Source organism: Variovorax restrictus (assembly GCF_051216715.1).
Taxonomy (GTDB): domain Bacteria; phylum Pseudomonadota; class Gammaproteobacteria; order Burkholderiales; family Burkholderiaceae_C; genus Variovorax.
The window spans coordinates 161166-185567 of the sequence record NZ_JBPJZH010000003.1; the positions used below are offsets into that span (position 1 = coordinate 161166).

Sequence of the window (24402 nt, forward strand, 5' to 3'; positions counted from 1 at the left end):
CGACGCATTCAATCCACGCGGATGTTCTTCGCCTTGACGATGCGGCTGTAGATGTCGGCGTCGCGGCTCACCATCGCCACCATTTCGGCCTGCGTCAGGCCCAGCGGTTCGCTGTTGAGGTCGCGGATGCGCTTGGCCAGGTCGGGGTCCTTGCTGGCCTGGACCATCAGCGCGTTGAAGCGCGTGACGATCGGTGCGGGCGTCGCCGACGCCGCCCACAGGCCGTGCCACGACATCATGGTCAGGCCGGGCACCACTTCCGACAGCGTGGGCACGTCGGGCATGGCGGGGTGGCGCGTCTCGCCGGAATAGGCCAAGGCCCGCACGCGCCCGCCGGTGATCTGCGGGTAGCCGGTGGCGATGGGTTCCATCAGCGTGTCGACCTGGCCGCCGATCAGGTCGGCCACCGGGCTGCCGCGGTAGGGCACGTGCAGCATTTCGGTCTTCGTCTCGTCCTTGAGCCACTCGACGATCAGGTGCGACGGGCTACCCGCGCCGTACGAGGCGTGCGAGATGGTGCCCGGCTTGGCCTTCGCGGCGGCGACCAGTTCCTTCACCGACTTCATCGGCGAATTGGCTGGTGCGATGAGCACCAGGCCCTGCCGCATGGTGGTCGCCACCGGCACGAAGTCCTTCTGCGGGTCGTAGGGCAGCTTGCTGTAGATGTACGGGTTGATGGTGAACCCGGTCGAGAGGTTGTAGAGGTAGGTGTAGCCGTCGGCGGGTGCCTTGGCCACGGTGTCGGCCGCCAGGTTGCCGGCGGTGCCCGGCTTGTTGTCGATCACCACCGGCACGCCGAGCTGCTTCGACGCGTAGTCGCCGTACAGCCGCGCGAAGATGTCTGGTGGCGTGCCCGGCGCGAAGCCGACCACGATGCGGATGGGCTTGTTCGGCCAGGGCGCGGGCTGCGCGGCGGCCAGGCTGCACGCCATGCCCAGGCAAAGGGCTGCCAACCATTGAATTCTCGAACGCATGTCTGTCTCCTTATGACGGGCGTGTGCCCGCTTGTTTGAAAATCGTGTCGCTTCGCCGGGCACGTGGCCGCGCCGAAGGTCATCGGGTCCATGGGTGGTGGTCGTATCTCCTCAGTCGATCTGTGCGCCGGAGCGCTGGACGGCTTCGCCCCACTTCGCGATCTCGTTGCGCGCGAAGGCGTCGAGCGCGGCGCCGGTCAGGTCGCTGGGCTCGATGCCCTGTTGCGACAGCTTCTCGCGCACCTCGGGCTGCGCCAGCACCTGGCGCGTCGCCTCGCGCAGGCGGTCGCGCTGGTCGGCCGGCAGGGTGGCTGGCGCATACAACATGAACCAGGCGACGAGGTCGAAGTCGGGCACGCCCTGTTCGATCAGCGTGGGCACGTCGGGCGCGGCGGCGCTGCGCTTGGCGCTGGACACGCCCAGCGCACGCAACCGGCCCGCGCGCACCTGCGGCAGCACGGCAGCCGGGTGATAGAACATGAACTGCACGTTGCCCGCGACCAGTTCGGTCATGGCCTGCGCCCCATCGCGGTAGGGCACGTGCACGAACTTCTTGCCGAGCCGCACGTTGAGCAATTCGCCGGCCAGGTGGCCCGAGGTGCCGTTACCTGCCGACGCGAAGTTGACCGCGCCGTCGGCCGCCTGCCGGAGGTCGGCCACGCTCTTCCACGGCGAGGCGGTCGGCACCACCAGCAGCGTCGGCGTGGCGCCGATGAAGCCCAGCGGCGCGAAGTCGCGCAGCGGCTGGTAGGCCAGGCGCTTGTAGAGCGACGGGTTGATGGCGTGCGTGCCCACGGTGCCCAGCAGCAGCGTCTGGCCATCGGTGCCCGACTTGGCGACCTGCTCGCTGCCGATGGCGCCGCCCGCGCCGGGCTTGTTCTCGACGATCACGGCCTGGCCGAGTTGCCGGCCCAGCGCGTCGGCCAGCGTGCGCCCGACGATGTCGGTCGTCGTGCCCGCGCCGAAGGGCACGACCAGCTTGATGGGGCGTGACGAGGGCGCCTGTGCGATGGCCGCACCGGCGGCCAGCAGCGTGCTCGCGATCAGCACACGGCGTGTGAGGCGCCGCGTCATGTCGATGCTCCGAAGCCGGCGGGCACGTCGCCCTCGTACTGCAGCTCGCGCGTGGCCTGGTACGACAGCGCGAAGCCGCTCGGCGTCTCGGCCTCTTCGGCCAGGTGCGCGATCAGGCCTGCGGTGCGCGCGAGGATCGGCACGCCGCGCAGCGACGCCACCGGGAAGCCCACGCCCAGCAGCACAGCCGGAATGGCGGCCGAGACGTTCAGCCGCAGTTCCTTGCCGACGATGCCGGGGATCACGCGCTCGATCGCCTGCGCGATGCGCACGAAGCGCAGGTCGGCACCGGCTTCGGTGGCGACGGCGATCAGGCGGTCGACGCGCGGGTCGTTGCTCTTGTGCAGCGGATGGCCGTAGCCGGGGATCGAGCGGCGCTCGGCCTTCAGCGTGCGGATGACGTCGGCCGCGACCTCGTCGAGCGCCTCGCCCGCATCGACACGGGCCGCGACCTCGGTGAACAGCCGGCCGGCGGTTTCCGAGGCGCCCAGGATCACCGAGCCGCAGCCCAGGATGCCCGCGGCCACCGCGCCCTGCAGCGCGTCGGGCGCGGCGGCGTAGGTCATGCGGCTGGCCTGCACGCTCGGCACCAGGCCATGCTCGGCGATAGCGACCAGCGTGGCGTTGAGCACGGCGCTGCACGTCGCATCGGGGCGCTTGCCGGTGAGCAGCAGAAAGAAGTAGTCCGCGAAGCTGACGTGCCCGATCAGGTCATTGCAGAGGTCTTCGCCGCGCACGACGATGGTGTGCTCGTCCGACGTGCAGATGGCGGTGCGTGGGACGGTGGATTTGCCGATTTTCATGGTGACGTGCGCGCTTAGGCGGCCGTGGGTTGCAGGTGGAAGTCGTAGTGCGCCGACCAGTAGGGCGTGTCCAGCGCGCGGCCATCGGGTGCGGTGCCCGCGGGGTGCGACTCGAAGTCGACGATCAGGCTGGGCCGCACGCCGAACACCGCGTCGGAGTCGATGTACGGGCTGCCTGCGACGAAGAGGTGCGTGGTCACCGGCACGTGCGCAGGGGCCGAAACCATCATGTGGATGTGGCCCGGCCGGTTGGGGTGGCGGCCCATGCCGTCGAGCATGCGGCCGACCGGGCCGTCGACCGGTACCGGGTAGTACGACGGCCGGATCGACCAGAACCAGTAGCGGCCTTCGGCGTCGGTGCGGATGCGTGCGCGCGCGGCCATGCCGGCGCCGTCGACCTGCATGTCGTACACGCCTTCGCCGTCGCCCGACCAGACGTCGAGCAGCGCGCCAGCGATCGGCTGGCCGCGCGTGTCGGTGACGCGGCCGCTGTAGAAGGTCGGCTCGCCGGGCGTGCCCTGGGCGATGTCCGACCCGCAGGGCATCTCCGGCGCGCCGGCCCAGTAGTAGGGGCCTTGCACCGTCGCTTCGGTGGTCGGCGTCACCGGCAGGTCGCCGGTGGCACCTGCGTGCTTTGCGTCGCGTGCCGCGCGCAGCTGGTCGAGCATCACGACCATCATCGAGGCGCCGAGCGTGTCCGACAGCAGGATGAACTCCTGGCGCTTGTCGTCGCAGGCCTTGCCGGTGGCGGTGAGGAATTCGATGCCGCGCATCCATTCGTCGGGCTGGAGGTCGACCTCGCGGATGAAGGCGTGCAGGTGCGTGATGAGCGAGGTCATGACCTGCGCGAAGCGCGGGTCGGTGGCGCCGTCGAGCCGCTGCAGCGCGGCCTGGGTCAGTTCGTTCTCGTTCGAGGGGGTCATGGGGTTTGTCTCCGATTTCTTCTGGGGATGCGTCTCAGGTTTCGTGCAACCGCCGTCGCAGCGGCTCGACGATGGCATCGTTGTCGGCGCCGAGTGTCGGCGGTGCCGTGACGTCGAGCGGGCGTTCGCCATCGAAGCTCACGGGCGAGCGGATGGTCCGCCACTCGCCGCCCTCCGGATGCGGTGCACTCACCTCCAGCTGGAGGTGCCGCGCCTGCGGGTCTTCCATCGCTTCGCGCGTGTCGTACATCGGCGCGTGCGGCACGTCTTCGGCTTCGAGCCGGGCGCACCAGTCGGCGCGGGTGCGCGCACGGAACAGGCCGTCCAGCAGGGTGATCATTTCGGTCTGGTGCGCGATGCGGCCTTCGCGGTTGGCGAAGCGCGGGTCCTGGAACAGATCGGGCCGCTCGATGGCGTTCGCCAGCCCCTGCCAGAACTTCTCGGGCGACGACATGTGCAGCGCGATCCACAGCCCGTCGGCGCACTCGAGCACGTACGACTGCGACACGCTGGGCCGGCTGAACGGCCCCATGATTTCGTTCTCGGAGAAGTAGTGCGTGAACGCGTCGAGGTTGAAGTGGCACATCGCCTCGAGCATCGACACCTCCACCGTGCGGCCCACGCCCGTGCGGCCGCGCTCGATCAGCGCGCCCATCACGCCGTAGGCCGCGTAGAAGCCGGTCATCGCGTCGGCCACCGCCGGCCCCACCACGCGCGGGTTGGCCGGGTTCACCAGCAGCTTGAGGAAGGCGCTGGCCGCCTGGGCCACGGTGTCGTAGGCGGGTCGGCCGGCGGCCGGGCCGGTCTGGCCGAAGCCGCTGATGGCGCAGTACACCAGGCGCGGGTTGAGCTCGCGCAGGCGGGCCGCCCCGGCGCCCAGCCGCTCGGCCGCACCGGGGCGGAAGTTCTGGATGTACACATCCGATTCCTTCACCAGCTCGTCGAAGACCGCCGCGTCGTCGGGCAGCTTCGGGTTGAGCGTGATGCTGCGCTTGTTGCGGTTGTAGGTCTGAAAGTGCGGGCTGTAGAGGCCGCCGCGGAAGGCGCGGAACGGGTCGCCGCTGCCGGGCTGTTCGACCTTGATCACCTCCGCACCCAGGTCGGCGAGGAACATGCCGGCGGCCGGGCCGGTGATGAACGTGCCTTGCTCCAGCACCTTGATGCCGCTGAGGACTTTTTGCAACGCGTTGTCTCCTGTGTTCGTTCGCCCGTCGAGGGGCTGGGTGCGAACTCTAGGCAGGCGGGGCAATTTTTAACAATGATGGTTTTTCATGGATACCATCGACCGCATCGATCGTGGCCTTCGAAGCCACGACATCCGGAGACACCCATGGAACTGCGCCACCTGCGTTACTTCAGCACCCTGGCAGGCTCGCTCAACTTCACGCGCGCGGCCGAGCGGCTGCATGTCACGCAGTCGACCCTGTCGCACCAGATCAAGCAGCTGGAAGAGGAACTGGGCACGCAGCTCTTCGACCGCAGCGGGAAGCGCGTGGCGCTGACCGAATCGGGCGAGGCCTTCCTCCACCACGCCACGCGGGCGCTGCAGGAAATCGACCGTGGCCTGGGCGCGCTGCGCGAAGACCCGAAGGCGGTGTCGGGCGAGTTGCGCATCGGCTCGACGCCGACCTTCAACCTTGGCTTCATCCCCGACTGCATCGCGTCGTTCCACCAACGCTATGCCGGCGTGCGGGTGCTGGTGGAGGAACTCGCGGCCGACCTCATCGCGCAGCGGCTGCAGCAGGGCACGCTGGACCTTGGCATCGCCTATCGGCCTACAGCGCCGGGGGCGCTGCAGTTCGAGCCGCTCTACAACGAGGAGATGGTGCTGGTGGTGGCGCAGGGCCATCCGCTGGCGCGCCGCAAGCGCGTGCGTATGGTGGAGCTGCACCGCCTGCCGATGGTGCTGCTGCCCGCGAGCTTCGCCACGCGCCAGATGCTCGACGAATGCTTCCGCTCCTGCGGGGCCGAACCGCAGGTGGTGGCCGAGATCAACGCGCTGGCGCCGATCATGGGCCTGGTCGCCAAGACGCGGCTCGCCGCCATCGTCGCGGCCAACGCGGTGCAGCCGAATGCCGGGCTGGCCATCGTGCGGCTGGAGAGCCCGACACCGGTGCGCACGCCGGGCATGCTGTGGTCGCCGCCCGCGCACGAGTCACCGGCGACGCGCGCGTTCTCGGCCATCGTGCGCAAGGTAGCGTTCCGCACGAGCCTGCTGGAACGCAAAGACACCAAGGCTTGAGGGCTGTCGGCATTTGCAACCCTGCTGGCAGGGATTGCCACCGTGGGGCCGACCGCGTGGCGCGCAGGTTCTTGCGCGCGGGCCGACAATTGGGGCGGCATTCCTTCCCACAGCGAAGCAAGAGACAACCATGAAATTCCCCTCCAAGGTCGAGATCGTCGACGTCGGCCCGCGTGACGGCCTGCAGAACGAAAAGCAACCCGTGCCGGCCGCGGTGAAGATCGAGCTGGTGCACCGCCTGCAGGACGCCGGCCTCACGGCCATCGAGGTGACCAGCTTCGTCAGCCCCAAGTGGGTGCCGCAGATGGCCGACAACGCCGAGGTGATGCACGGCATCCGCCGCAATCCGCGCGTGACCTATTCGGTGCTCACGCCCAACATGAAGGGCCTGGAAGCTGCACTCTCGGCGCCCCGCAACGAGTGGCCCGACGAGGTCGTCGTGTTCGGCGCCGCCAGCGAGGCCTTCAGCCAGAAGAACATCAACTGCTCCATCGCCGAGAGCATCGAGCGCTTCGCGCCGGTGGTGGCTGCGGCGCGCGAGCAGGGCATCCGCGTGCGCGGCGCCATGTCGTGCACGGTCGGCTGCCCCTACGAGGGCGAGATCGCGCCCGCCAAGGTGGGCTACCTCGCGCAACTCATGAAGGGCATCGGCGTGCAGCGCGTCGATGTGGCCGACACCATCGGCGTGGGCACGCCGCGCAAGGTGCAGGCGGCGATGGAGGCCACGCTGGCGCACTTCGGCGTCGACGACATCTCGGGCCATTTCCACGACACCTATGGGCAGGCGCTGGTCAACACCCTCGCTGCGCTCGAACTCGGCGTGTGGAACTTCCAGTCCTCCTCCGCCGGCCTGGGCGGCTGCCCGTATGCCAAGGGCGCCACCGGCAACGTCGCGACCGAGGACGTGGTCTACCTGCTGCACGGCATGGACATCGAAACCGGCATCGACCTCGACCGGCTGATCGACGCCGGCGTCTACATCAGCGACGCGCTGGGCCGCAAGACCGACTCGCGCGTCGCGAGAGCCCTGCTGGCCAAGCGCGCGCCGGCCGCCTGATCACACCGCTGCCGCCGCGGCAGGCACGCGCTTCTTGAAGAGGCCCAGCGCCAGGCCGGTGACCACCGCCCCGGCCGCGATGGCGCCGGCGTACAGCAGCACATGGTTGACGGCGTTGGGAATGGCCAGCACGAACACGCCGCCGTGCGGCGCCTGCAGGCCGATGTTCCAGGCCATCGACAGGCCGCCGGCCACGGCCGAGCCGAGCACGCAGGCGGGAATGACGCGCAGCGGATCGCGCGCCACGAAGGGAATCGCGCCTTCGGTGATGAACGCCAGGCCCAGCACGGCCGCGGCCTTCGACGCTTCGCGCTCTTCGGCCGTGAAGCGGTTCTTGAACAGCCAGCAGGCCAGGGCGATGCCCAGCGGCGGCGTCATGCCCGCGGCCATCGCGGCGGCCATGGGGTTGGCGACGCCGCTGGCGATCAGGGTGGTGGAGAACACGTAGGCGGCCTTGTTCACCGGTCCGCCCATGTCCACCGCCATCATGCCGCCCAGCACCACGCCGAGCAGCACGGCGCTGCCCGTCTGCAGGCCCTTGAGCCAGTCGGTCAGCGCGCTCATCACGGCGGCCATCGGCGTGCCGATGACCATCATCATGAGCACGCCCACGATGGCGGCCCCCAGCAACGGCAGCAGCAGCACGGGCTTCAAGCCCTCCAGCCCGCGCGGGAGCCGGATCCAGCGGTTGAGCAGCTTCACGCTGTAGCCCGCGATGAAGCCCGCCGCGATCGCGCCGAGGAAGCCGGCCCCCACGGTGCCGGCCAGCATGCCCCCGATCATGCCGGGCGCGATGCCAGGCCGGTCGGCGATGGAATAGGCGATGTAGCCCCCCAGCGCAGGCAGCATGAGCGCGAAGCCCGCCTTGGCGCCAACCTGGAACAGCACCCAGCCCAGCGTGCCCTTGTGCGCGTCGTCGTACACGTAGATGCCGCCCAGCGCGAAGGCCAGCGCAATCAGCAGGCCACCCGCCACCACGAAAGGCAGCATGAAGGACACACCCGTCATCAGATGCTTGTAGGCGCTGACGGATTCGCGCTGCGGCGACCCGGCGTTCGATGCGGTCGATGCGCCGGCCGACGCGGCGGCGGCCTCCTCGCCCGCGCCCCACACCGCGGCCTGTGCCTGTGCCTGGGCGAATACCGCCGCCGCATCGTGGATGGCCGCCTTGGTGCCGGTGGCGTACAGGCGCTTGCCCGCGAAGCGGTCGCGGTTGACCTGGGTGTCGGCCGCGATCACGACCAGGTCGGCGTTGGCGATGTCCTCGGGCGTCAGCGTGTTCTGCGCGCCCACCGACCCCTGCGTCTCGACCTTGATCCGGTAGCCCAGGGCCTTGGCGCCTTGCTCCAGCGCCTCGGCGGCCATGAAGGTATGGGCCACGCCCGTGGGGCAGGAGGTGATGGCGACGATGCGCAGCGGTGCCACCGGCGCACCCGCCGTCGCGGCACCGGCAGCACCCACCGCGGCCGGTGCGCGCGGTGCGGCCTCGACGGTCACGCCCGCCAGTGCAAGCGCCTCGCGCACCACCCGCGTGGCGTCGGCCAGCACGGCGGCCGGCGACGCTTCGTGCACGGGCGCGGCGACCGTGCCCAGCAGCTCCTGGCGGTCGATGCGCATGTCGGCGGCCACGATGACGGCGCTGGCGCGTGCGAGTTCGGTGTCGCTGAAGCCGCCCTGCGTGCCCAGGCTGCTGTGCACACTGAGCGCGATGCGGTGACCGAGCGTGGCGGCTGCAGCGCGCAGCGCCTCGGCCACCATGAAGCTGTGCGCCGGGCCAGCCTGGCTCGCGGCGATGGCGATGAGTTGGGCCATGAATGTCTCTCCTGAATCGGGGGGTTACAACGGCACGGCGACGATGGCGGCCGCGAGGGCGTCCACCTCGCTTCGCGGCGGCAGGCCGGGGGCGATGCGCTGGATGCGCGCCGCCGCGCAGGCCATGCCGAACGTGGCGGCGCCGGGCATGGCCAGGCCTCGTGCCAGGGCGGCCAGCGTGCCCGCCACCAGCGCATCGCCCGCGCCCACCGTGGTGGCCACCGGTACCTGCGGTGCAGCGGCCTGCCAGCAGCCGTCGCGCGTGGCGATCACGGCGCCTTCGCCGCCCAGCGACACCGCCAGCTGGCGCACGCCGTGGTCGCGACACAGCGTTTGCGCCGCAGCGGCCACGTCGTCCAGCGTCGGCAGCGCATGGCCCGCCAGCTCTTCCAGCTCGGCCCGGTTCGGCTTGACGAAGGCCACGGGGACCACAGTGCCGCGGGCCGGGTCGGCCAGGTGACGCAGCAACTCCAACAGCACGGCACCGCCGGTGTCGATGGCGATGTGCGCGCCGCGTGCGGCCAGGGCGCGCGCGATGCGTTCCCACACCGCCCCATCGGCGCCGGGCGGCAGGCTGCCCGCCAGCTCGCACCAGTCGCCGGGCTGCACGCGCCGTGCGAGCGCGGCCAACAGGTCGGCTTCGGCGCCCACCAGTTCCTCGGGCGACAGCGCCAGGCCGGGCAGGTTGATGTCGGTCGTGTCGCCGCGCGCGGCGTCGGCGATCTTGATGTTGGTGCGCGTGCTGCCCGGCAGGCGCAGCATGCCGTCGTCGATGCCGCGCGCGGCAAAGGCGTCGCGAAACACGGCGTCGTTGTCGGCGCCGAGCCAGCCGCAGGCCGTCACGGGCTGGCCCAGCGCGGCCAGCACAGCGGCCACGCCCACGCCCTTGCCGCCGGCTTCGACCTGCTGGCCCTCGGCGCGATGCACGTCGCCGGGGGTGAGTGCGGCGACGCGCACGGTGTGGTCGATGGCCGGGTTGAGCGTGATGGTGAAGATGCGCGGGGCCGCGCGACCCGGTGCGGGGGCGGTGTCGGCGGTCAGGGTGTCGATGGGGTGGGGCATGGCGGTGTTCCTGTCTCAGGCCTCCGTCGGGCGCAGCGCGGCGCCCAGGGCGCGCACTTCGTCGGCGGTGTCCACGTCCAGCGCGCGCCGCGCCAGGTCTTGCAGCTCGGCCAGCGAATGCCGACGCAACAGCGCCTTCACGGTGCTGATGTCGCTGGTGCTCATGCTCAGTTCGTCCACGCCCAGGCCGACCAGCAGGGCGGCGCCCAGCGGTTCGCCCGCCAGCCCGCCGCACACGCCGACCCAGCGGCCGTGTTGGCGTGCACCGGCCACGGTGCGCTCGACCAGACGCAGCACGGCAGGGTGCAGGCTCTCGGCCATGCCGGCCAGCTCGGGGTGCTGGCGGTCGACGGCCAGCGTGTACTGGGTCAGGTCGTTGGTGCCGATGGAAAAGAAGTCCACGTGCGCGGCCAACCGGTCGGCCATCAGCGCGGCCGAGGGCACCTCGATCATGATGCCCACCGGCACGGCGGGTGCGTCGAGTTCGGCGCGAACGGCTTCCATGCGGGCGCGCAGGGTGCGCACCTCTTCCACCGTGCTGATCATCGGGAACATGACTTGCAGCGGGCCGTGCTTGGCGGCGCGGTACAGCGCGCGCAGCTGCGGCACGAGCAGGTCGTCACGGCGCAAGGCGAGCCGTGCGCCGCGCACGCCGAGGAAGGGGTTCTCCTCGACGGGCAGCTCCAGGTGCGGCACCTTCTTGTCGCCGCCGATGTCCAGCGTGCGCACCACCAGCGGCAGGCCTTTCAGCGCCTCGACCATGGCGCGGTAGGCCTGGTACTGGTCTTCCTCATCGGGCACGGTGTCGCGTTCGAGGAAGAGGAACTCGGTGCGCATCAGGCCCACCCCTTCGGCCCCGGCCTCCAGCGCCTTGACGGCCTGGTCGGCGCGGTTCACGTTGGCCGCGATCTCCACGGTGTGGCCATCGGTGGTCGTGGCCGGCAACTGGCGCGAACGGGCTTCTTCTTCCTGCACGTGGGCCAGTCGGGCGATGTGCGTGCGGGCCTCCACCAGCGCGATCTCGCTGGGCGCCACGTACAGGCGACCGCGGTAGCCGTCGAGGATGGCGACGGTGCCGGCCAGGCTGGGCGTGCCTGCACCTTGGCCCTCGGCGCCGGGCGGCAGCACGGCCGGCCCGGCGGCGACCACGGCCGGCAGGCCCAGCGCGCGCGCCAGGATCGCGGTATGGGCGGTTGGGCCGCCGCGCGCCGTGCAGAAGCCGCGCACGCGGGCCGGGTCGATCTGCGCGGCCATCGATGGAGAAATGTCGTCGGCCAGCAGGATGGCGTCGTCCGGCCACGCAGACTGGCCGGCGCCTTGGTCCTGGTCGCGGCCCAGCAGGTGGCGCAGCACGCGCTCGCCCACGTCCTGCAGGTCGGCCGCGCGGGCGGCCAGGGTGGCGTCGGCCAGGGCGCGCTGGGCGGTCACGCGCTCGGCCATGGCGTGGCGCCATGCCCAGGCGGCGCCGTGCTGCTGCACGACGCTGCGGCTGACGGCCTGCAGCAATTCGGCGTCCTGCAGCAGGCCCTGGTGCGCGGTGAAGATGGCAGCCTGTTCCTGGCGTCCGCCGGCGCGGGCCTCGTCGGCGAGCGCGTGCAGTCGGGCCAGCGCCGCGGTCAGGGCGTGGTCCAGCGCGGCGGCTTCGGCCGCGACGGAGGTGAAGCGGTCTTCCACCTCGAGCGCCGTGTCGCCGACGTGCACCAGCGTACCCACCACCAGCCCGGGGCTGGCGGCGATGCCGGTGACGGTGTGGCGTGCGGCGGGTTGCCAGTCGCCCAACGCGCGGCCCAGGCCCTGGGCCTGCGCCTGGCGTGCCGCGGACAGTTCGGCCTGGCGGCTTTCCTCGTCGCCCAGCCGCGCGATGGTCGCCGACAGCGTGGACAGCGCGGCCGCGGCGTCGCTGCCCTGGGCCGACAGCCGCAACTGCGCGCCGCGGGCGGCGCCCAGGCTCAACAGGGCGGCAATGCTCTTGGCGTCGGCCACGGTGTCGCCGCAGCGCACGTGCACACGGGCCTGGAAGCGGCCGGCCACGCGGGCCCATTCCCCCGCCGGACGGGCATGCAGGCCGCTCGGGTAGTTGAGCGACAGCTCGCGGCCCAGCGGAAAGTCTTCCAGCGCGGCGGCACCATCGGCCTCGGCCGGGCCATCGGCGAGCAGGGCGCCGATGATGTCCTGGGCATTGGTGGTGGTGGCCAGGCGCTGCATGAGCGCGCCGTCGCGCATCACGCGGGTCAGGCGGCGCAGCACCTGCAGGTGGCCGTCGGAGGCGGCGGCGATCGCCACCACCAGCCGCGCCTGCTTGGCATCGTCGCTCCAGCGCACGCCGGCAGGCACCTGCAGCACGGCCAGGCCGGTGCGCAGCACCAGGTGCTTGTCTTCGACCATGCCGTGGGGAATGGCCAGGCCTTCGCCGAGGAAGGTGTTGGCCGCTTTTTCGCGCTGCAACATGCTGTCGACGTAGGCGGGCTGGATGTGACCGGCCTGTGCCAGCAGCGCGCCGGCGGCGCGGACGGCGTCCTCTCGGTTGTGCGGGGCCGCACCCAGACGTACCTCGACCGGAATGGTGGACATGGTCCTGTCTCCTGCAAATTTGGTATCGATTCCAGACTCGATTATGAAATGGGCGCTGCGCGTCCCACAACCCTGAATCAGGCGTCGATGCTTGATATTCAGGGAAAACCCTTATAAATCAGCGGCCGGTCACGCAATGGAGTTCGTCCTTTGCGGAAGGAAGGCATCGCTTGACCCACGACAACAGTACCGACTCCAGCGGTGCTCGACGACATTTCTGGAATCGTTACCATTGCACGCAGGTTTTTCCAGGAGCTTTCCATTGGCCAGCATCAAGGACGTGGCGCAGCGCGCCGGCGTATCGACCACCACCGTGTCGCGCGTGCTCAGCACCCCCGAGGCGGTCCGCGCGCCACTGCGCACCCGGGTGGAGCAGGCGATCGCCGACCTGTCCTACCGCCCCAACCTGGCGGCGCGCCGACTGCGCCAGCGCCGGGCGTCGCTGGTCGGGCTGATCGTGTCGGACATCCGCAGTCCCTTCTTCACCGACGTCGGTCGCGCGGTCGAAGACGTGGCCTATCGCCATGGCCTGCGCCTCATCCTGTGCAACAGCGACGAGAACCCGGCCAAGGAGCAGTCCTACCTCGAGCTGATGGCCGACGAGCAGGCCAGCGGTGTGATCCTCTCGCCCACCCTGCAGGGCCTGCAGCAGCTGCGCCCCGACGCTTGGTCGTTCCCGCTGGTGCTGGTCGACCGCGCGCTCGAGAACTCCCGCGCGGACCGCGTGGTGTTGGACAACCAAGCCGCTGCACGCCGTGCCACCGAGCATCTGCTGCAGTCGGGTTACCGCCGCATCGCGCTGCTGGCGGGCGCCCACAGCACCACCGGCCAGCAGCGCCACGCGGGCTATGTGCAGGCGCTGGTGGCCGCAGGTCTGGCGCCGCAGCCCGTGTGGGTCGAGCCCACGCACGCGGCGGGCGTGCAGGCCGCGGCCGGCGTGCTGTCGGGTGCCGATCGCCCCGACGCGCTGCTGGTCACCAACGGTGTGCTGCTACTGGGCGCCCTGCAGGCGATCCAGGCGGCCGGCCTGCGCACGCCGCACGACATCGGCCTGGCCGGCTTCGACAACAACGACTGGACCGCGCTGCCCGCGCTGGACGTGACCACGGTGGCCCAGCCCACCTACGACATCGGCCGCACCGCCGCCGAATTGCTGCTGCAGCGCATGCAGGACCCGGAGCGCCCGCTGCGCCAGGTCGTGCTGGAGGGTTCGCTGGTGGTACGCGGCTCCAGCGCCGGACGCTCATAAGATCGGCGCTTCCTTCCAATGCAGGCCCGCAGGGCCAGGTCGATGCTCATGTGCGGTTCTGAACTCCATTCACTTCCCGAAGGCGTCCAGCGCGTCGCGCGGCTGCTGCAGGACGCCGGCCACGCGCATGCGCCGCAGATGCTCGACGACGCCGCGCGCACCGCGCAGCAGGCGGCCGATGCGCTGGGCATCGCGGTCGGGCAGATCGCCAAGAGCATCGTGTTCCGTCGCAAGAGCGACGACATCGCGGTGCTGGTCGTCACCTCGGGCGACAAGCGGGTCGACGAGAAGAAGGTCGAGGCGATCGTCGGCAAGACGGGCCGGGCCGACGCCGAGTTCGTCAAGTCGAAGACAGGCTTCTCGATCGGCGGCGTGTCGCCCTTCGCGCACACCACGCCGCCGGTCGCGCTGATCGACCGCGAGCTGTTTCGCTTCGACGAGATCTGGGCCGCGGCCGGCCATCCGCATGCGGTGGTGAAGCTGTCGCCGCACGACCTCGAACGCCTGACCGGTGCGCCGGTGGCGGACGTGGTGTGACGATGAACCCGATCCAGGTCACGGACGCGGCTGCACTTGCGCAGCGCGCGGCCGAGGTCGCCGCCACCACCGGCGACAACGTGCCCTCACCCTGCGTGTCGGTCTGCCGCATGGACGCCGAGCGCGTGTTCTGCATCGGCTGCCTGCGCACCATCCCCGAGATTTCGGGCTGGAGCCGCGCCGACGCGGCCGGCAAGCGCAGCGTGTGGCGCGCCATCGAAGTGCGCGCGTCGGCGCAGGCCGATCGCCTGCGGTCCACTGGAGGCATCACGCCATGAAGCACATCGACTTCTACCTCGACTTCATCTCGCCCTATGCCTACCTGGCCTTCGAGCATCTGCCCGAAGCGCTGGAAGGCCTGAGCTACAGCGTGACCTACAAGCCGGTCCTGCTGGGGGCGATGCTCAAGCACCACGGGCAAAAAGGCCCCGCCGAGGTGGCCAGCAAGCGGGCCTGGACCTACCGCCATGTGCTGTGGCTAGGCCATGCGCACGGCATCCCGATCGAGATGCCGGCCACGCATCCCTACAACCCCTTGCCGCATCTGCGCCTGGCGCTGTCGACCACGCACGACGGCGCCATCAATCGCCATGTGGCCGAGACGATCTTCCGCGACGTGTGGCGCGGCGGTGCCGAGGCCGGGGATGCGAGCCGGCTGACGGCCCTGGCAGCACAACTGACACCGGTGCGCGATGGCGGCAGCGACGCCGCAAAGGCGGCGTTGCGCGCCAACACCGACGAGGCGATCGCGCGCGGCGCCTTCGGCGTGCCGGCGTATGGGCTCGACGGCCGCCTGTTCTGGGGCTTCGACGGCCTCGCCATGCTGCGTGCCGCGGTGCGCCAGGACCCGTGGTTCGACGGCCCGGCATGGGCCGGCGCCGACCAGCGTCCGGCGCTGTCGCGCAACATTCCTTGACGTTTACTGCATCCTGAAACCCTGGGCGCGGGTTTCACCTTAAACCGTCAGCAACGGTTCAGTTTGGCGAAAGGCTCCGGTCAGTCGCTCCTCCAAGAATGCCTCACGGTCCGAAAACCGGGCTGCATTACATCAACTGGAGACGACAGACATGGCAACCACACTAGATTCGAAGGGCGTGCCGCATCCGGCCCCCCGGCCGATGTCCGCCGAGGAGAAGAAGGTCATCTTCGCGTCCTCGCTGGGCACCGTGTTCGAGTGGTACGACTTCTACCTCTACGGCTCGCTGGCGGCGATCATCGCGCGCCAGTTCTTCAGCGGTCTGGATGCGGGCGCGGCCTTCATCTTCGCGCTGCTGGCCTTCGCGGCGGGCTTCCTGGTGCGGCCTTTCGGCGCCATCGTGTTCGGCCGGCTCGGCGACATGATCGGCCGCAAGTACACCTTCCTGGTCACCATCCTGATCATGGGCCTGTCGACCTTCATCGTCGGCCTGCTCCCCAGCTACGCCACCATCGGCGTCGCGGCCCCGGTCATCCTGATCGCGCTGCGCATGCTGCAGGGCCTGGCGCTCGGCGGCGAGTACGGCGGTGCCGCTACCTACGTGGCCGAGCATTCGCCGCACGGCAAGCGCGGCGCCTACACGTCGTGGATCCAGACCACCGCCACGCTCGGCTTGTTCCTGAGCCTGCTGGTCATCCTGGGCGTGCGCACCTGGCTCGGCGAACAGGCGTTCGGCGAGTGGGGCTGGCGCATTCCGTTCCTGGTGTCGATCGCACTGCTCGGCATCTCCGTGTGGATCCGCCTGTCGCTGTCCGAGTCGCCGGCCTTCCAGAAGATGAAGGCCGAGGGCAAGACCTCGAAGGCGCCGCTGTCCGAATCCTTCGGCGAGTGGAAGAACCTGAAGATCGTGATCCTGGCGCTGGTCGGTCTGACCGCCGGCCAGGCCGTGGTCTGGTACACGGGGCAGTTCTACGCGCTGTTCTTCCTGACGCAGCAGCTGAAGGTCGACGGCACCACGGCCAACCTGATGATCGCCGCCTCGCTGCTGCTGGGCACACCCTTCTTCGTGGTCTTCGGCTCGCTGTCCGACAAGATCGGTCGCAAGCCGATCATCATGGCCGGCTGCCTGTTGGCCATCGTGACCTACTTCCCGGTCTTCAAGATGCTGACCGAAGCGGCCAACCCTGACCTGGCGCGTGCGCAAGTCAGCGCTGCGGTGACGGTGACGGCCGACCCGGCGACCTGCTCGTTCCAGGGCAACCCGGTGGCCCGCGAGATCGACTTCCGCAGCTCCTGCGACATCGCCAAGCGCTACCTGGTGCAGAACTCGGTGAGCTACGAGAACGTGGCCGGCCCGGCAGGCTCGCCCGCCGTGGTGAAGATCGGCGCCAAGAGCGTTGCCGTGCCGACCGGCAACGTCGTCAACCTGAAGTTCGACGAAGCCTCGGCCAAGTCGATTGCCGCCTTCAAGAAGGAAGTCGGCGACGAGCTGAAGGTCGCGGGTTACCCGGCGAAGGCCGACCCGGCCAAGATGAACAAGCTGCTCACCGTGGCGCTGTTGTTCTGGCTGGTGCTGCTCGTGACCATGGTCTACGGCCCCATTGCCGCCATGCTGGTCGAGATGTTCCCGACCCGCATCCGCTACACCTCGATGAGCCTGCCGTACCACATCGGCAACGGCTGGTTCGGCGGCCTGCTGCCCACCACCGCGTTCGCCATCGTGGCCAGCACCGGCAACATGTACAACGGCCTCTGGTACCCGATCATCATCGCGGGCATGACGCTCGTGATCGGCACGATCTTCATCCGCGAGACCAAGGACGTCGACATCTACGCCAACGACTGATCGGCACCCGCCTCGACCGCGAGCGCGCGGCGAGGCTGTTCAGCACAGAGGCTTCATGCCAGCCGATGGGCCGCATGAAGCCTTTTTCCTGAACATCGCATGACCTCAAAAGGAGACTCAACCCATGTGGAAAATCGTCGTCGGCTTCATCCTCTTCGCCGCAGCATCGCTCTACTTCATCAACATGGCGGGAGACAAGGTCGACATGTCGGGGGAGAAGCATGGCGGGGACGCTTTGCACGAACCAGCACCGGCGGCCAGCGCGCCGAAGTGAGCTTTGAGCTCGCTGCGTGCTTGGTGTTCCCTCGCCCGCGCGCGGCTCAGCGGGACGTGCACTGCATCAAGTCAAGGCCGAGACGCGTCGCTTCGGCAATCAGGATCGAGGCGGCTGACCCCGGCTTACCGTCCCAGTTCACATCCAGCGCCCCGCTTGCCAAGCCTGCGTAGCAATACTCGCCCTGTTTGGTTGAGATATAGATCTGGGGCAGCACGACGTTGGCGGCATAACGGTTGGATGGAACCACGGTGCTGAGCAGCACGTCAGGGTAACCGTCGTTGTTGAGATCTGCATACACGACACGCTCGATGTCCTTGCAGTTGTCAGCACTGGTTGCGATTGGAGCGGTGACAAAGGTGGCGGCCTGATTCTTCTGCACCATCAGACGACAGAAATGATTTGCGAGGCCGGCATACCGAATGACTACCGGCGCCAATACGACGTGCTCACCCCATTTTTCGAAGCAAGTCACCTTTTTGATCTCAGCGCTCGTGGCCCCACGCGTACCAACGGCAAGGCCCGCTTTCAGTGCAAGGTATTCGGCAGCAGTTTGCAACTGAGCCGTTGCGTTTGTCGCTGTTCTGCGAGTACATGCTGAGACTGCTCCTGCAGAGCCAGAAAGCGTCGCGGCAATCGCGAGGATTGCCGCGCCCGTGGGTCGAATCTTTACGGTCACTTTTTCGCGCTCCCAATTTGGTAAAGCAGTTCCACGCTCAGCCGTCAAATTACCTATTTGGCTCAGGCTGAAATCTGCACCTGCCAGAGGCGCATACTTCTACACAAGCGTTTTTCTCGCCGATCTCGAAGAAAATTGATGACGCTCCTGTTCTTCGATTTCTATACTCAAGATACGTCCCTTTTTTGACTACCGCGCCATTTTGAAATAGAAGATATGTTCCCGTATTTTTCCGTCTAGGATTTCGAGTCTGCGTATCTCGAAATTTCCTAATTCTGGATTGTCTAGGTCGGTATTGATCTTCTTGTCAAAAACCAGCGGTATGGAGCTATTTTTGTTGTGCTGCACGAAGGAGCCAATTTCTCTTTGAAGTTCTGTGCCGTAGTACGTGCGAAGTAGCACACCATAGTACTCGGCAGATCGGCTTTCGGGCTGATAACCGTAGCAGGTGGTTTCGGTTCGGACTTTCGCCTGGCTTGAATTGATTGAGGAGACTAATGCAAAATAGATTCAATATAATTTAATTTTCATACCTATGGCGGAGCCTGAAGCTTTACTTTTGCGCCGACTGCAGGGTGCTTGCAAAAAAGTGTGGCAAGGCGTCTGCTGGGTATATCTTGGGTATGATTTTTACGGTAAATCGCCGCGCTTCTCGAAATTGAAAGTGGCGAAGACGGCTTCATCAATCGAAAGAAGGAGGCCGCCTGCTCGGCGAGGTCTGATTCGGAGAATGCTTTGCTGTCTTGACGGAATCCAAATGGTCAATGCTGCGATGAGGTAGGGCGTTTGAGGTTTGATTGTTGCCCGAGGTTAATCGCCCAATGGGGTTTGAGATTTAAAGCGTTCGCGAGAAAATTGCGTTGGCAGCAGCCAGTCCTGCAAGTCCTGTGTCGGCAATGCAAATAATTCTGAGCACATTAAAAAGTGTCGATATTGCTTGGGTCGGGGTTGCTTAGTTAATGCTGCCAAGCATTTGACGGAGCTGAATAAGCTGTGATTTCCAGCATAGTTCAATATTTCTACATCCCTTGTTTTGGCCCAAAAGAATATTAAAACTTATCGTCTTCTCCTCGCCAGAAAGTACGACCGAATAGCATTGCCCGCCTGCGGGGTTGAATCCGGTCGATCTCGAAGTCCAGCCGCAAAGCGGAAACGCCTCTATGGCCATCCATTTCCCGATTCGTCTTTTTTGAATGCTCTCCGTTTGACTTCCAATTCTTATCTCATCTGATGCCTCGTCGATCCAATAATTTTGTGTGCCAGAAAATTTTGCGCAATTTTCGAGGGAGTTAAGGCATAGCCAGCCAGCATCAAATGTTGTGCCTCCTATGGGTTTGATCTTTGAAAGAGAAAACTCAATTTGAGTTTCTTTGGGTTTTTTGGTTTGGGTGGTGGGGTTTTGTGTGGCTGTGCTGAAATTAAGATCTTTGTAAACTCTTGGGGGTAAATCTAGGGAGATATAATTTTTCTCGTTTGCGCCTGGTTTTTTCTGGCCGGCTGCTGTGGCTAAACCGAATCCCCATGCTCCCCAGTTAAAAAATGCCAGCAATGCGAACAATGGAAGTTTTTTAGACATTGTCGCCAAGAATTTCGTAGGTTCGTGTCGTGTGGAACACTCTGTTCTCCAGTGCTGTGGATCCGCCGTTGATACCGCGTGTGACTGAATCTACCGACAGTGATGTCGGCGCTGCGCCAAGGGGAATGAGGCGATTTATTGAGCTCAGCAGATGCGGCCTTCCACGGTGTGGGGATGCGATCCAATACCATCCGCCGGCATCAATGGTGGAGTAGTAGTCTGAGATCAATCTGTCAGGGTTTGATATTTGAGGTGGCCGGGTGTTTTGGCGATGGCTCCACCATGACGCTGTGAACGAGGATCTATCCAACCACCCACGGTATATCCAGTACTCTGAGTAATTGTATTTGCCAGTTAGCTGTTTCATTCCCCGCCCCCGATAGAGATAACCGTCGCCGGGAGCATCGTTTCCCATCCGGCCGCCGTACAGTTGATTGCAACTTGTTTCGCTGCGGATCTCATTCATCGCCGTAAGCGTTCTTGACTCTTCGGCGCCCTGGCCAAAGAACTGGGCGGCGCGTTCAGCACGTTGAGATATCAAGTATTTTCGAGCGACGATATTTACGAAGATGCGATAGCGATCTCTAAACATATCGCTGAGCGCATTTGGCGCAGCTTCTGTTCTAGTTCCGACGCGTCTTTGATATGTATCTGGATAGACGCGTGCGAACTCTTTTTTGCTCAACCACCCGCAAGTCCTCATCACTCCCACAAACTCCCTCGGATGAAACCGCCAGTCCGCCCTGAGAAATTCTGCAGGCAGGTTCGCGAAACTGATTGCCTGAGCGTGCTTCACGAAACGCTCCCACTTCTGCGCTCCTGTTGCATCGTCGTCTCCGGGCTTGAAGTCTTCGGTTAGCAGCCAGCTGTAGCGCTGGACGACGGTACTTTGATCCCATTCACTCGGAAACCGGCAAATCGCCCGTCGCAGTTTGGCGCGCACCTCGGGCTCACCGAGCCGGAGCGCGAGCTGCGCGCGCTCCATGCGCCGGTCGTCGGTCGGCTCCGGATTGCGGATCAGCGTCTTCAGGTGCAATGAATCGCAGCGCTGATCGGTCGGGCTGAGGTCGTCGTCAAAGCAGTTCCAGCCCCTGAACGCCGGGAAGTCGGCGTCGCTGAACTTGAAGGTTCCCGGAGCATTCAGGTCTGCCCAGACGGTGCCTGTGGTGGTGGGTATTTCACGCCAATGGGCCGCGTGGGCCGGCAAGGGATCGGGGCCCAGGTTGCGCCCGAAGCGCAGCAACTCGTACCACCCGCTGGGACTGCTGAGCGCCTGGGTGGCTGGGTCCAGGCTGTTGTGGCGTTCGGTCGCTTTGGCGTACAGGTCGTACTCAAAGTCCGGCACGTTGCAACGTGCGCCGATCGGCTCGCCTGATATGGCGTAGCTGCTCAGGGTAGCGCTGCCCATGTCATAGGTGATCTGCACCCATTGAGGCTGTTGCAGCGCTGCACCGCTCGCACCGCTGGCCGCGCGAATGTGATGCTTCGGCGGCGTGGCGCTGGTGGGCGTCCCGGCCGGCAGGTAGACGTACATGCTGCCGAAGACGCTGTCAGTGCGCCCGTCGGCGGTGGGAGCCGTCGGGGCCAACGGGTCAACCCACGTGGGCTCGCGTGCGACGAACTGGCGCAGATTGGCCTCGTCGCAGCAGATCTCGAAGTGGATCTGTCCGCCGTGGCCATAGATCTGCCCGGGCGCCCCCAGTTCGTCCTTGCGGTAGATGGCATCGCCGGCCTTCCATGGGGCATTGCGTTTTAGGCAGTTCGCGAGGTGGCTCAGATGCATGTACGCGCTGAAGTAGGTGACTTCGGTCGGAGTCATACCGGTCGCGCCGATCTCGGTCGTGTGCCGGATGACGACGAAGCCGTCGCTGGTCCACGCGGGACTGGGCGCGCCGGTGTTGAAGGGGTTGTAGTTGAGGGCGTGCGTGACGTCGGTGTTGGGCGGCGTGGGTGCATGCACGAAGACGACTTCGCCGTCGGCAATGGCGCGCACGGGCAGGTAGTTGCCCCCGGCCTGCGGCGCTTGAATGTGCAGGCCGTTGTGCCAGGCGAGCTTCAGGCTCAGGGGGAAGGAGCCTTCGGGAGCGCGCGTGCTGGTCAGCTGCGAGAGCGGTTGAACCATCGCGGCGTCGAGCCAAGCTTCTTCGGTAAGCGTGGAGCGATCGGGTAGGAAGGGCGGACTGATGATCATGATGTCGTTCAGAGGGAGACTGGATAGGCCGCGTCTTGATGGGACTGCAGGCTGAGTTCGCTGCGCGGGAAGGTGATGTCGGGCACTGGCCGGCTCATCGGCCCCACCTGTGCATGCATCGCCGCATGCTCCATCCACGTGCCCGCCGTGCCATGCGTGATGCCCTCAGGTCCCCACTCGCTGTAGCTGCCGCCGCCGATCACCACCACCTTCTTCCTGGCGGTGACGTGGATCTCGCCGTCGATGCTCGTGATGCGCACGTCCTTGTGCGCGACCAGCACCGTCTCGCCCTGGTGGGCCTGCACCTCGATGGGGTCTTCGCTCGCAATGAGCTTGATGCCGTGCCTGTGCGTGAACGCACGCACGCCCTCGGCCGCGCTCGCGAGCCAGCGCTTGGCGGCGCTCATCGACAGGTGCCCCTGGCTCGTGAGGGCCGTGTGCTGCTGGCTGTGCAGATGGATGCCGGCCGGCGTGCTGGCTTCGATGCCGGCCGGGCTGGCGAGCACCAGATGCGGCGCGGCCAGCTCGGGGAAGTCGCCGCTGCCGTCTTCGCCCACGATGGCTTTGTTCTGCGCTTCGAGCGCCTTCTGGACGGTGTCCTGGTCGTCGCCCGCGTCCTGCGCCTTGTGGACTTGCGCGGCCTCGGCGAGCTGTTGATGCTGGTCCCAAGCGGTGTTCAGGCGGGTGGCGGTCTCCCCCATGTCCTTCACATGCATGGCCGCGCTGGCTCGCCCTTCGGTGGTGATCAGCAGCCCGTCCTGGGCCCGGATCGCCCCGTGCCCGTCCGTCCTGAGCTCGAAGCCCTCGCCTCTGGGGTCTTTCCTGCCCGCGTTGTCCTCGATGCGCGTGATGACGCCCAGGCTCAGCTGACTGTGCTGGTGATCGCTCTTGAGCTGCGCCTGGATCTTTCCCTCGGTGTCGTCCAGGACCAGGTGGTTGCTTCTGCCAGCCGCGCTGTTGCCGCCTTCCTTCGTGAGCTCCCTGCTGCTGAAGCCCGAGAGTGCGCTCTGGCTCGGCAGTTCCCACGGCGGCAGGTTCAGCTGGTTGTGCACCCGCCCCGTGCAGATCGGCAGGTCCGGGTCCCCGCCGATGAAGTCCACGATCACCTCCTGGCCGATGCGCGGGAGATGCATGCCCCCCAACTGGTTGCCCGCCCACGGGCTGGTCACGCGCAGCCAGCAGGTGCTGTGCTGGTTCTTCTGCCCCAGCCGGTCCCAGGGGAACTGCACCTTGATACGGCCGAGCTCGTCGGTCCAGAGGTTCTCGCCCTCGGGGCCGACCACCAGGGCCACCTGCGGGCCGTGGGTGTGGGGCTTGGGCTGGGTGGGTTCGGGGCGCAGGGGTTCGGTCACCGGATGGGTGGTGAGGTCCACTTCGACCTTCCAGTGCTGGCGCCTGCCGGGGGCTGCGTCCTGGATCTGGCTGTCTTGGGCCACGTCCTCGATGAGCAGGTGGGTCTGCAGGATCAGGTAGTCGGTGTTGGCCGCTTGCCGAGGGTGCCCGGCCAGCCGGAAGCTGCAGCCAGGGACCATGCCGCGCAGGTTGCCGCTGGCCTGGGCTCTTGAGCCTGCGGTGCGTAGGGCTTGCATGCGCAAGAGGGCGAGGGCACTGCCTTCTGCCTGCGGGTCGTTGGCTTCCGTTCCGGCTCTGGGCTGGGCGTAGTGGCTGCCTCCTGCGTCCGCATGCCACTGGTAAACCTCCTGGTCCGCCTGACCGGTGGGCCGCGGATCGCGTCGGCTCTGGCTCAGGTCCGCCCTCGGGCGGGTGTAGTCGTAGTCGCGGGTGCTGTACTGCCCGCTGGTCAGGCGGTGGGCCGGCACGAAGCTGTGGAGGTACTCGGCATCGGTCTTCCAACCCGGGGCGTGGTACTCCACCAATTGGTAGGCCTTGCTCGGGTTGGGCTGGTACGCACCCATGGCGTCCACCAGCACCAGGCGGTGCTTGCCCTGGCTGTGCTCGAAGAAGTAGCTGATGCCCCATTCCTGGCACAGGCGACTGAAGAAGTCGAAGTCGCTTTCGTTGAACTGGGTCTGGTAGTCGCGCGTCGGGTAGGTCTCGATGAGGCGCTTGTCGACGGGGAAGGCGTAGTCGGCCAGCAGGGAATCGAGGATCTGAACCACGCTCTGGTTCTGGAAGATCCTGCAGTCGGTCGACAACGTCGCCAGATGCAGCCAGGGGCGCAGGGTGAGCTTGTACTGGACGTGGCGGCCTTCCTCACCCCAGAGGCAGGCTTCGGTGATGAGGGCGTTGATCTCGCGCGTGCCCGCTCCGATGCGGTCGGTGCTGGCGCCTACCGCGCCGGGCAGGAACGACCCGGCACCATCGAGCTCGATGACGCAGCTGAGCTCGCGTCCGATGAACGCATCGAGGTCGAAGTCGGCGGCACCGGAGGCACCCAGGTTCAGCGCGTCCGGGGTCTTGAGCAGCAGTTCGTAGGTGAACAACGCGTTGACGCCTTCTGCGCCACTCAGGCGCACGGGCTCCAGCGCCGGATGACCGAGGACCACCGGGATGGCGGGCGAGGAAACGCGGAGCGTGCGCGAAGGCGCGCCGCCGAACAAGACGGACATCGAACAACTCCCTGACGGCCCTTCATGCGAGGGCTCTGGGAGGGAT

20 protein-coding genes are annotated in these 24402 nt (G+C 66.9%); 8 read left to right on the forward strand and 12 right to left on the reverse strand.

The window, feature by feature from the left end; genetic code table 11:
- Positions 1 to 8 precede the first annotated feature (8 nt).
- The 5 genes from ACSFA0_RS20275 to ACSFA0_RS20295 all read right to left on the reverse strand — a co-directional run bounded on the left by ACSFA0_RS20275 (position 9) and on the right by ACSFA0_RS20295 (position 4957).
- Complete coding sequence (locus tag ACSFA0_RS20275) at positions 9 to 974, reverse strand: Bug family tripartite tricarboxylate transporter substrate binding protein (RefSeq protein WP_435452094.1); 966 nt, start codon at positions 972 to 974, stop codon at positions 9 to 11.
- Positions 975 to 1085: 111 nt separating this feature from the next.
- Complete coding sequence (locus ACSFA0_RS20280) at positions 1086 to 2048, reverse strand: Bug family tripartite tricarboxylate transporter substrate binding protein (protein ID WP_435452095.1); 963 nt, start codon at positions 2046 to 2048, stop codon at positions 1086 to 1088.
- Positions 2045 to 2851, reverse strand: a complete 807-nt coding sequence (locus ACSFA0_RS20285; RefSeq protein WP_435452096.1) for a citryl-CoA lyase — start codon at positions 2849 to 2851, stop codon at positions 2045 to 2047. Before ACSFA0_RS20285 ends, ACSFA0_RS20280 begins: the two co-directional genes overlap by 4 nt.
- Before the next feature lie 14 nt (positions 2852 to 2865).
- On the reverse strand, positions 2866 to 3774 hold the full coding sequence (locus tag ACSFA0_RS20290; protein ID WP_435452097.1) for a dioxygenase family protein: 909 nt from the start codon (positions 3772 to 3774) through the stop codon (positions 2866 to 2868).
- Positions 3775 to 3808: 34 nt separating this feature from the next.
- Positions 3809 to 4957 (reverse strand): CaiB/BaiF CoA transferase family protein, encoded by a 1149-nt coding sequence (locus ACSFA0_RS20295; protein ID WP_435452098.1) that lies wholly within the window; start codon positions 4955 to 4957, stop codon positions 3809 to 3811.
- A gap of 147 nt (positions 4958 to 5104) precedes the next feature.
- Here ACSFA0_RS20295 and cynR point away from each other — a divergent pair, with 147 nt between their 5' ends.
- On the forward strand, positions 5105 to 6016 hold the full coding sequence (gene cynR, locus ACSFA0_RS20300) for a transcriptional regulator CynR (RefSeq protein ID WP_435452099.1): 912 nt from the start codon (positions 5105 to 5107) through the stop codon (positions 6014 to 6016).
- Between the two features lie 130 nt (positions 6017 to 6146).
- Positions 6147 to 7073: a hydroxymethylglutaryl-CoA lyase gene (locus ACSFA0_RS20305; protein WP_435452100.1), complete on the forward strand. Its 927-nt coding sequence runs from the start codon at positions 6147 to 6149 to the stop codon at positions 7071 to 7073.
- On the opposite strand, the gene ACSFA0_RS20310 is transcribed toward ACSFA0_RS20305, so the two are convergent.
- From ACSFA0_RS20310 to ptsP, 3 genes are read right to left on the reverse strand one after another with little or no spacing between them, the layout of a single operon-like run.
- A complete protein-coding gene (locus ACSFA0_RS20310; protein ID WP_435452101.1) occupies positions 7074 to 8885 on the reverse strand; it encodes a PTS fructose-like transporter subunit IIB in 1812 nt (603 codons plus the stop codon).
- 24 nt (positions 8886 to 8909) lie between these two features.
- A complete protein-coding gene (locus ACSFA0_RS20315; protein ID WP_435452102.1) occupies positions 8910 to 9947 on the reverse strand; it encodes a 1-phosphofructokinase family hexose kinase in 1038 nt (345 codons plus the stop codon).
- A gap of 15 nt (positions 9948 to 9962) precedes the next feature.
- Positions 9963 to 12518 (reverse strand): phosphoenolpyruvate--protein phosphotransferase, encoded by a 2556-nt coding sequence (ptsP, locus tag ACSFA0_RS20320; RefSeq protein ID WP_435452103.1) that lies wholly within the window; start codon positions 12516 to 12518, stop codon positions 9963 to 9965.
- 262 nt (positions 12519 to 12780) lie between these two features.
- Here ptsP and ACSFA0_RS20325 point away from each other — a divergent pair, with 262 nt between their 5' ends.
- From ACSFA0_RS20325 to ACSFA0_RS20350, 6 genes are all read left to right on the forward strand, one after another.
- A complete protein-coding gene (locus tag ACSFA0_RS20325) occupies positions 12781 to 13767 on the forward strand; it encodes a LacI family DNA-binding transcriptional regulator (protein WP_435452104.1) in 987 nt (328 codons plus the stop codon).
- Between the two features lie 48 nt (positions 13768 to 13815).
- On the forward strand, positions 13816 to 14304 hold the full coding sequence (locus ACSFA0_RS20330; RefSeq protein ID WP_435452105.1) for a YbaK/EbsC family protein: 489 nt from the start codon (positions 13816 to 13818) through the stop codon (positions 14302 to 14304).
- Between the two features lie 2 nt (positions 14305 to 14306).
- Entirely contained in the window at positions 14307 to 14582 is a 276-nt protein-coding gene (locus ACSFA0_RS20335) for a DUF1289 domain-containing protein (RefSeq protein ID WP_435452106.1), read from the forward strand.
- Positions 14579 to 15220, forward strand: coding sequence for a 2-hydroxychromene-2-carboxylate isomerase (locus ACSFA0_RS20340; protein WP_435452107.1), 642 nt, complete (start codon positions 14579 to 14581; stop codon positions 15218 to 15220). The genes ACSFA0_RS20335 and ACSFA0_RS20340 overlap by 4 nt, the downstream gene beginning before the upstream one ends.
- A 151-nt stretch (positions 15221 to 15371) precedes the next feature.
- Positions 15372 to 17066: an MFS transporter gene (locus tag ACSFA0_RS20345; protein ID WP_435452108.1), complete on the forward strand. Its 1695-nt coding sequence runs from the start codon at positions 15372 to 15374 to the stop codon at positions 17064 to 17066.
- A 124-nt stretch (positions 17067 to 17190) separates the two neighbouring features.
- Complete coding sequence (locus tag ACSFA0_RS20350) at positions 17191 to 17340, forward strand: hypothetical protein (RefSeq protein WP_435452109.1); 150 nt, start codon at positions 17191 to 17193, stop codon at positions 17338 to 17340.
- A gap of 46 nt (positions 17341 to 17386) precedes the next feature.
- Here the strand turns inward: ACSFA0_RS20350 and ACSFA0_RS20355 are convergent, their stop codons facing one another.
- The 4 genes from ACSFA0_RS20355 to ACSFA0_RS20370 form a co-directional block, all read right to left on the reverse strand.
- On the reverse strand, positions 17387 to 17899 hold the full coding sequence (locus ACSFA0_RS20355; protein WP_435452110.1) for an FG-GAP repeat domain-containing protein: 513 nt from the start codon (positions 17897 to 17899) through the stop codon (positions 17387 to 17389).
- Between the two features lie 1072 nt (positions 17900 to 18971).
- Complete coding sequence (locus ACSFA0_RS20360) at positions 18972 to 19595, reverse strand: hypothetical protein (RefSeq protein WP_435452111.1); 624 nt, start codon at positions 19593 to 19595, stop codon at positions 18972 to 18974.
- Positions 19588 to 21786 carry a glycoside hydrolase family 19 protein gene (locus ACSFA0_RS20365; RefSeq protein ID WP_435452112.1) on the reverse strand — a complete coding sequence of 733 codons (2199 nt, stop codon included), beginning with the start codon at positions 21784 to 21786 and terminating at the stop codon, positions 19588 to 19590. Before ACSFA0_RS20365 ends, ACSFA0_RS20360 begins: the two co-directional genes overlap by 8 nt.
- 8 nt (positions 21787 to 21794) lie before the next feature.
- Positions 21795 to 24356: a type VI secretion system Vgr family protein gene (locus ACSFA0_RS20370; RefSeq protein ID WP_435452113.1), complete on the reverse strand. Its 2562-nt coding sequence runs from the start codon at positions 24354 to 24356 to the stop codon at positions 21795 to 21797.
- Positions 24357 to 24402 lie beyond the last annotated feature (46 nt).

Coding starts and splice junctions, on each gene's coding strand:
- ACSFA0_RS20275 (WP_435452094.1), bottom strand. CDS start 974: ATGCGTTCGAGAATTCAATGGTTGGCAGCCCTTTGCCTGGGCATGGCG.
- ACSFA0_RS20280 (WP_435452095.1), bottom strand. CDS start 2,048: ATGACGCGGCGCCTCACACGCCGTGTGCTGATCGCGAGCACGCTGCTG.
- ACSFA0_RS20285 (WP_435452096.1), bottom strand. CDS start 2,851: ATGAAAATCGGCAAATCCACCGTCCCACGCACCGCCATCTGCACGTCG.
- ACSFA0_RS20290 (WP_435452097.1), bottom strand. CDS start 3,774: ATGACCCCCTCGAACGAGAACGAACTGACCCAGGCCGCGCTGCAGCGG.
- cynR (WP_435452099.1), top strand. CDS start 5,105: ATGGAACTGCGCCACCTGCGTTACTTCAGCACCCTGGCAGGCTCGCTC.
- ACSFA0_RS20305 (WP_435452100.1), top strand. CDS start 6,147: ATGAAATTCCCCTCCAAGGTCGAGATCGTCGACGTCGGCCCGCGTGAC.
- ACSFA0_RS20310 (WP_435452101.1), bottom strand. CDS start 8,885: ATGGCCCAACTCATCGCCATCGCCGCGAGCCAGGCTGGCCCGGCGCAC.
- ACSFA0_RS20315 (WP_435452102.1), bottom strand. CDS start 9,947: ATGCCCCACCCCATCGACACCCTGACCGCCGACACCGCCCCCGCACCG.
- ptsP (WP_435452103.1), bottom strand. CDS start 12,518: ATGTCCACCATTCCGGTCGAGGTACGTCTGGGTGCGGCCCCGCACAAC.
- ACSFA0_RS20330 (WP_435452105.1), top strand. CDS start 13,816: ATGTGCGGTTCTGAACTCCATTCACTTCCCGAAGGCGTCCAGCGCGTC.
- ACSFA0_RS20335 (WP_435452106.1), top strand. CDS start 14,307: ATGAACCCGATCCAGGTCACGGACGCGGCTGCACTTGCGCAGCGCGCG.
- ACSFA0_RS20340 (WP_435452107.1), top strand. CDS start 14,579: ATGAAGCACATCGACTTCTACCTCGACTTCATCTCGCCCTATGCCTAC.
- ACSFA0_RS20345 (WP_435452108.1), top strand. CDS start 15,372: ATGGCAACCACACTAGATTCGAAGGGCGTGCCGCATCCGGCCCCCCGG.
- ACSFA0_RS20350 (WP_435452109.1), top strand. CDS start 17,191: ATGTGGAAAATCGTCGTCGGCTTCATCCTCTTCGCCGCAGCATCGCTC.
- ACSFA0_RS20360 (WP_435452111.1), bottom strand. CDS start 19,595: ATGTCTAAAAAACTTCCATTGTTCGCATTGCTGGCATTTTTTAACTGG.
- ACSFA0_RS20365 (WP_435452112.1), bottom strand. CDS start 21,786: ATGATCATCAGTCCGCCCTTCCTACCCGATCGCTCCACGCTTACCGAA.
- ACSFA0_RS20370 (WP_435452113.1), bottom strand. CDS start 24,356: ATGTCCGTCTTGTTCGGCGGCGCGCCTTCGCGCACGCTCCGCGTTTCC.